We start from the raw sequence: 6,829 nt of genomic DNA on the forward strand, positions 1-6,829 counted from the left end.
GAGATTGTCTTGGTCAGTTGGAACTGGCGACGGGCGCCACAAGGGGCGTGATGCGGCGAATAGCGACGCGGCGGTTCTGTCGTTCGGGCCCTGTCGTGTTCACCTTGAGATAGCGTTCACCGTAGCCTTGGGTCGTCAGGTTCTCTGGCGCGATGCCAAAGGCGTTGGTGAGGGCCTCGGCAACTGCCTCGGCTCGCTGGTCGGACAAGGCCAGGTTTGCGTTGGCGCTGCCGACGGCATCGGTGTGGCCTTCGATCAAAAATGTTTCCGCTGGGTTCTTCTTCAGCAGCCGCTCCATTGCGTCCGCTACTCCTTGGAGCTTTTCGACTTCGCTGTCCGAGATCGCCGCCGAACCGGATTCGAAATTCAACGTGTCGAGATCAACGCGCCGGGCGATATCGCGCACACGCGCCGAGCGCTTGACCTCGTCGACCGAGTAGAGCCGCTGGACCTTTTCCACCGGCGGTTGCTCGAGGAAGGTGTAGTAATCGCCTGCATCCTCTACCAAATCCGACTCCAGGATGTATTGCTTGCGGGGGATGGTTAGCCGCATCGGCGGTAAGTCATCTCCAGGGTCGCGCCAATCCTGCACGTCTTGGTAATACCGCTCGTCGACATAGCTCAGCACATACTCGCGACCGTCGGGCGTGATGCGGGAGCGCTGGATGACGTCTCCATTGCGGTTGCGGATGGTGACGATTTGGTTGCCATTGTCGCGAACGATCGTCTCGCGGGTGCGGCCGCCCGGCAGATCCTCGTAGTACACATCCTTGGCACGACGGTTCATTCGCGGAGCTTCGTTGCTCTCGACAATCGTCTGGTTGTTGAACTGGATGATGACCCGGCCGCCAATTTCCGTGAGGACATCGGCGCCTTTTGGACGCTCCGGCGCCTGGCTATCTGGGGCCTTGTCACGGCGGGTACCCTTTTCGTCCGTCACCGGAACGATCTTCTCCGGCTTGATCTCCTGCTGCGCGGCCTTGTCGTCCGCAGGAGGCGGTCCGGAGTCTACGGGGGCAGCCGCAGGCGCGGCGGCCTGACCGCCATCGCTCTGCTGAGCGGGCGGTTTGCCATCCTTGCCAGGACGTTTTGCATCCTTTTCGCTGTCGAGAACTGGGGCGGCGTTCGGATCTGCTGGCGCCTCGCCCTGGACTGGCTTGACGCTTTGGGCGGGCGCCGCCGGCTCACCATTGGCTGGCTTTTCGGCAGTTGCAGGCTGCTGATCGGTTGAAGGTTGTTCTCCAGTCACGGGCTGCTTTGGTGCGGGCTTCTCGGTGGCAGGTTTCTTTTCTGGCTTGCTCGTAGGTTCCGCCGGCTGTTTACCCTGGGCAGGCGCAGGCTGATCCGTCGTAGCAGGCGCCTGGGGAGCCGGGGTGGGCAAAGGTGCCTGATCTGCGGGCGGCTCGACCTGCTTGACTGGCGCCGATTTGTCGGGAGCCTGAGCGGGCGCAGGCTCGGCTGGCGGCGCTGGCGCGGCCGGTTGAGCAGGCTGGTGCTTCGCAGACGGTTCAGCCGGTGGGGTGGATTCTGGAACGGGAGCCGCCTCAGACGGAGGTGCTGCCTCTTTTGGCTGCTCCTGCGGTTTCTGAGCAGGCTGTGGTTCGGTCGCTGGAGCGTTTTCGGACGGAGCCTGCTGCCTCAGCGCGCAGGCCTCGACGGACTCGCCCTCCTTGCATTTTAACTTGATAAGAATTGGCGGTGCGGATGCGACGAACCGTGCGGCACCGAATGCTGCGCTGCTGAGGGGCGCGAAGGGCCCGAACGGCGCGGACGCGATCAGCAGACCGAGTGCGGTGCTGGCCAAAATCGTTGGTCGGCGTGTCATTTGAATTCTCCATGTCGTGTCCCGTCGCTATCCAAACTGGGCACTGCCACATTCGTTCCCGCTCAATCTCGAATGACGCGCTTGCTAACAGACGACGGGCGGATTGCTTCGGAGGCGACGCCGCGAGCCGGGCTTAGCCGGAGATACATCGGAGGACGCCGCGGCCTGTTCCGGGGTAATCTGCGGTCTGTCGTATGAAAACGCCCGCTGGCCGGGAGCCAGCTGGCGACGGGCCTTCCGGCCCTTTTGACCGCTTGGAGGGACCCAGCGGGCAAATGGCTTCAGTCCCGCGATCTGACTTCGCGCGCTGCAGGCGCACGACTTCAATCAGTGTCAAAAAATCCGGCCCGGCCCAGCGATCTGGCCCGGCCCAGCGACCTGTTTGGATTGATAACCGGAACCTGTTGCTTGTGCCGTTCGTCGCCCTTGGTCGAAGGCGCAGGCGCCTCGGAGAGGCTACCATGGTTCAGACGCGTGCAGTGCTCATAACCATGGTCGCGCGCACCGCATCGAGAACAGCACATAGGGAGTAGGTCTAACAGCATCTACTAAAATGCACGACTTAGATTTTGGTTGCCCCCCGGCCGAGCACGGTTGTTGGATTTCGGCAAGGCGCCGCCTCAAGTCGCCCCTAGCGAGGATGCCGAGATTGTGACCCGCCGTTTGCGCCGCTCGGAGGCATTTAAGTTATAAGCGGCTCTGCTTGGCCGACAGGCGCCCCAGCCCATCGCGCGAGCGCTGCCCGGCGGCCGCACAGATTGCGCTAATCGAGCACGTATGCGGTCTGCCTCAGCCGCTGCGGGATTCTTGTTTTTGAAACGCGGAATCCGGCTCGGAACTATGCTGCATAGGTTCGAAACTAGATCCACCGCCCAATGCCGACGCGCGATTGGTCAATTCACCCTTGCCTAAGTTGATGGCCCGTTGCCTCCCGCAGCGGGCCATTATTTTCGCCTAAGGCAGCCAGAACGATGAAGGGTTAGCCGTCGTCCACGAATTCAGCAGTCGACGCTGAGGCCACGCGAGATTTCTCGTAGTGACCAAGCGATAACGCTTGAGGTGAAATACAGGCGGAGGCTTGGAAATGCCGAACGCCGAATTCCTCACATTGACCGTGGCCGGGCTCGCTGACCCGAACCGGGCCATCCAAGCAGCGGTCGAGCTTTATGGATCAGACGCAGCGACCGCAGTTGCGTGGTGTGCCCTGGAAGCGCGTTTCGCCGGCCGCGAAGCGGACTACCGATTCTGGTATGGCGTCTTCAAGGAACTAGACGCGACAAAGGAAAACCCGCCACCGAGGACGCAGCGACGGGCCTTTCTGTTACACCGGCCGGTGAGGGAACCGGGCATCATTAGAACTTCACTGCCGCCAGCCGGTTCCGAAAAAACCGCCCTCGCGTGTATGATACTTGGTCAAATGCCGTTCAATGAGCGACGGCAGGATGGCTTGAAATAATCAACTCGGTTGTCACCCAAAATGCGAGGCCTGCGAAAAGCAGAATCGCGACCGAGATGAACAACACTCGCTGGAAATCCGTATTCCTGAAACCTCGCCACACGATTGAAACCGGATCTGTTAAAGCCGACAGCCCGCTGCCAAGGTTGATTGGGACGAGGCAGCGGGCTGCTGGATGTGGTGCACCCAATGAGCAGCGGGGGTCTGCTGCTCGCTCAATTATAATCGATTGGCCAAGGTTCACGACTTACATATTGGTAAGGAATTGTGATCCATTGGCAAATCGAGGAGGTTGGCGGCGGTGTGCTCATCCAAACCAGCCGAACGTAAAGCTAACCATCACCACCGAGATCAGGATTGAGAGCGGCACCGCCATGAACAATCCGGCTTCCCAAAAACGAGTTTCCTTGTCACTGAACATTAGACGCGCCTTATGGAGTGTTCGCTGCAGATAGAAGCGGCGAACCCTTGATTCGGTTCCGCATGCTGAGACGTGTCGAAACGAAAAAACCCGCCGGCGACCGCCGGCGGGCGATCGGGAACTAGGCCTAGCTGATCAGTTGGCGCCGCCGAGCTGCTTTGTCATTTTGCAGAAATTGTCATGTGACTTCGCGATAGCCTCGTCGCCACATTCCTTCATCATGCCTGCGCGGTCTTCTTCCTTCATGGCCATCCAGGCGGCCTTGAATTCCGCTTCGGACTTCATCGTCTTCATGCCGGCATCAGTAAAGAAGGGAGACATCTTCGCCGGGTCATCGAGCGCGGACGTTCCAGTGCTGCCGCCAGCAAGCGCTGAACCAGCCATGATCGCAAGCGCCATAGCGCCCGTTGTCAGTATTTTGAAGTTGCTCATGGAAAATTCCTCCGGTTACGGCTGCCAGAAAGGCAGCTTGTTCCATCAACTCCGTCATTGGGAAAAAGTTTCCCTCAAGAAGGAAACCGACCGCCGTACCGCCACCGGCATGCGGTTCCGTTAATCCTGCAAAAAAGCCCTCGCCGTTTTCCCGCACGCGCGTCAGCGTGTAACGGAATTCGGCTTCCGCCTGATTCTTCCCCTCGGAGAGGTGGACGAAATGGCGGCCAATGACCGCCATCGAGGTGGACGTGATCGCGGCAAAAATCACCGCCGTGATGACCAGCAAGCCGGGAACGGTGATGCTCGAACCTGCGACCGTGCCCCGCTGATTGTCCACAGCACCACGATGAAGGTCGAGGCCGACAGAAACGCGTTGAGGACGCCGGCGATGAAGTCGACAGGTGACTCGGTGGCAATCCGCAAATCCTCCGTGAGGCGAAATTCGGGATTCTGTCGGTCGCCGCTGACGAGGTTCAACTGATAGTAACGGCCGCTTGCGAGCCAGCGCGCGATGACCGCGGTGGTGAGCCAGGAACGCCAGCGGCGCTGGATCGTCATGCGAAGGTAGACCTGCGCAACGACCAGACTTCCGATCGCGAACACGAGCGGCAGGAAATCTACGCGCCTAGCGTCGGCCGCAGCTTCTCCATCGAAAGCAATGCGCATTGGCGCAGGCAGCTTTAGCGCGGGCCAGCGGTAGAGACCACAGTGAATCCGGCCTTAACTAGCGCCGCTTCCAAATTAGGGCCGATAAGCGCCTCATCTTCCAGGACCAGAACCGGTAGCCCGCTGCTGGTAGGCAAGTCATTTGCGAAAGATCCAGTCGATCATACCGGCATCAACATGTGCATCGTGTGAATTCGTGTGCCATGGCCTTTTCGTGTTCGGCCCATCGCACCTCTGGGATGCTCAGTTCGGCGAGAGATGCCTAGGAAACGCTCCGAAGGGCGTCGAAATCGAAAGCCGACACGCGTGAAGTAAGGAAGTCGTCTTCCAACGCATGCTCCCGGCAAGGGTGAAGTACGCTCACACTCCCAGTACGAGCGCCCGTTCAGTGGCCAGCGACGGCGCATGATGCGCTCTAAGGTGACGTTTGGCGAATCATTCCGTAACGCCTGCGGTCGAGCGGCCGCTGACCGATCCCTCGCCAGCGGTTCTCAATCAGTCCTTGCAGCTATGTCCGCCCACCTGATAGCGTGTACAGGGGCTTTAAGTAGGCGAAATGCCAAATCGGACCATAGCTTCCACTACAACAAACTTGCGGCACTTTAACTTTCCGATTCCGGACAACGTTATCGACGCTGTTCAGGGGTATGTCGACCTCTGCGCTCCCGGTTGCATAATTTCAACTTTTTCCGCAGCTCAGATGGTGCGGGACAGAGCGTACGGTTGCGAGCTATCGGACGATCAGATCGAGCGCTACGTCGTACTATGCACTGTCGACCAAGGGCTCACGGTGCATTCGATCGCAAAGGACGCCCGCTCGATCCCTATTCAAGTCTGAGTAGAAGCCATTGGCACCTTGTACCGATCTGGAATGCGGAAGCGCGAGGCGGCCTGACGAAGGCTTCATTCGGCAACTTCCCAGGGGCACCTGCGTCTTTACTTGGCATTGATTCATCTGGTTAAGACATCCAGTGGTTGCAATAGATAGACGCCGAGCTGCTTGGGTTTGGCGCAGCGGTGCCCGTCGTCGCTTCCACGGCACGTAATTTTCGACGCAGCCGTCAAGAACGCATGCCGAGCATTTTCAACATCATCATGTGTCGTTAGCGCGAGGGTGCATACCCTGAAGCGAGATGCGCTCGCGGATGTTCGCCACGGCGGTCGCGCGAATGGTGGAACAGCGCGGCGGGTGGATCGGCGCCGCCGAATGGCGGTCGTCGCGGACATAAACCCCGCCGATATCGGTCTTGCCCTTGGCGAGGACCGGCACCGTTGTGTCGTCGCCATACAATCGGTCGGCAGCGAGAACATGACGATCCGGCGATAGAGGGGCATAAGCGCGAAAGTGGCCGCGCCAACCTGGTCGGCGAGCGTCGACAGGCTCAGTGGCGCGGCCTCGCGAGCGAAACATCCAGCTCGGCGGTTCAAGGGTTGATGCTGGCCGTACTTGTCATGGGCATGCCGGGGCGTCGCTCCCTGAGCAAACTTCAAGAGCTATTTATACTGATTGGGCAGCAAATGGACAGTTCGTGGCCGGTTGGAGAGCGGACGTGTGGGTAGGTCCGAGGCCGTGCTTCATGCTTCGATTGGCATCGAATTGGAACAGACATCGAAGACGCTCGACGAAGATCAAAGCGATCCAATTTGATGGGCAATTTGAGGCTGGAGGTACTGAAGACAGTCTCGCATACGTCGATGGCACGCCTTGCGGTCAAATTGCCTCTCCTCCCTTTCGCTTCGCCTCATAGCGCTCAGAATCAATGACGGACGTTGATCAATGACGGACGTTGACATCGGTTTGACATCGCAAAGCGGTGCCGATCACCCCCAGCTCGTCGTCGGAAAGCTCGCAAAGGATGATCTCGTCGTCGGACATTTTGCCTGCGCCAATTGCCTGTCGGTGATTTACGGGCCGCTGGCACCTTTTGTCAGAGGTGCCGGCGGCGGTTGCTTGCAAAGCTCGGAAGCTAAATCAGGCGTCGAGCCAGACGTTCTGGAAGTCCATTTCGTAGGTCTGGTGCATTCC

Annotated in this window: 4 protein-coding genes and 2 pseudogenes; 2 read left to right on the forward strand and 4 right to left on the reverse strand. The window is 59.4% G+C overall.

Annotated features, from left to right (window positions below):
* Positions 1–13: 13 nt before the first annotated feature.
* Positions 14–1,825, reverse strand: a complete 1,812-nt coding sequence (locus tag NR193_RS28625; protein WP_256754047.1) for an OmpA family protein — start codon at positions 1,823–1,825, stop codon at positions 14–16.
* A 1,084-nt stretch (positions 1,826–2,909) separates the two neighbouring features.
* Here NR193_RS28625 and NR193_RS28630 point away from each other — a divergent pair.
* Entirely contained in the window at positions 2,910–3,281 is a 372-nt protein-coding gene (locus tag NR193_RS28630; protein ID WP_256754048.1) for a hypothetical protein, read from the forward strand.
* A 556-nt stretch (positions 3,282–3,837) separates the two neighbouring features.
* On the opposite strand, the gene NR193_RS28635 is transcribed toward NR193_RS28630, so the two are convergent.
* From NR193_RS28635 to NR193_RS28645, 3 genes and pseudogenes are all read right to left on the reverse strand, one after another.
* Entirely contained in the window at positions 3,838–4,134 is a 297-nt protein-coding gene (locus NR193_RS28635; RefSeq protein WP_256754049.1) for a hypothetical protein, read from the reverse strand.
* A gap of 139 nt (positions 4,135–4,273) precedes the next feature.
* Positions 4,274–4,752 (reverse strand): annotated as a pseudogene (locus NR193_RS28640) (ABC transporter ATP-binding protein/permease); the annotation flags it as partial.
* Positions 4,753–5,930: 1,178 nt separating this feature from the next.
* Positions 5,931–6,255 (reverse strand): annotated as a pseudogene (locus NR193_RS28645) (transposase); the annotation flags it as partial.
* Between the two features lie 325 nt (positions 6,256–6,580).
* Here NR193_RS28645 and NR193_RS28650 point away from each other — a divergent pair.
* The coding region (locus NR193_RS28650) for a hypothetical protein (protein WP_256754050.1) at positions 6,581–6,829 on the forward strand (249 nt) is incomplete at its 3' end.

The sequence above is a fragment of the Mesorhizobium sp. Mes31 genome, assembly GCF_024519675.1.
Lineage (GTDB): Bacteria > Pseudomonadota > Alphaproteobacteria > Rhizobiales > Rhizobiaceae > Mesorhizobium.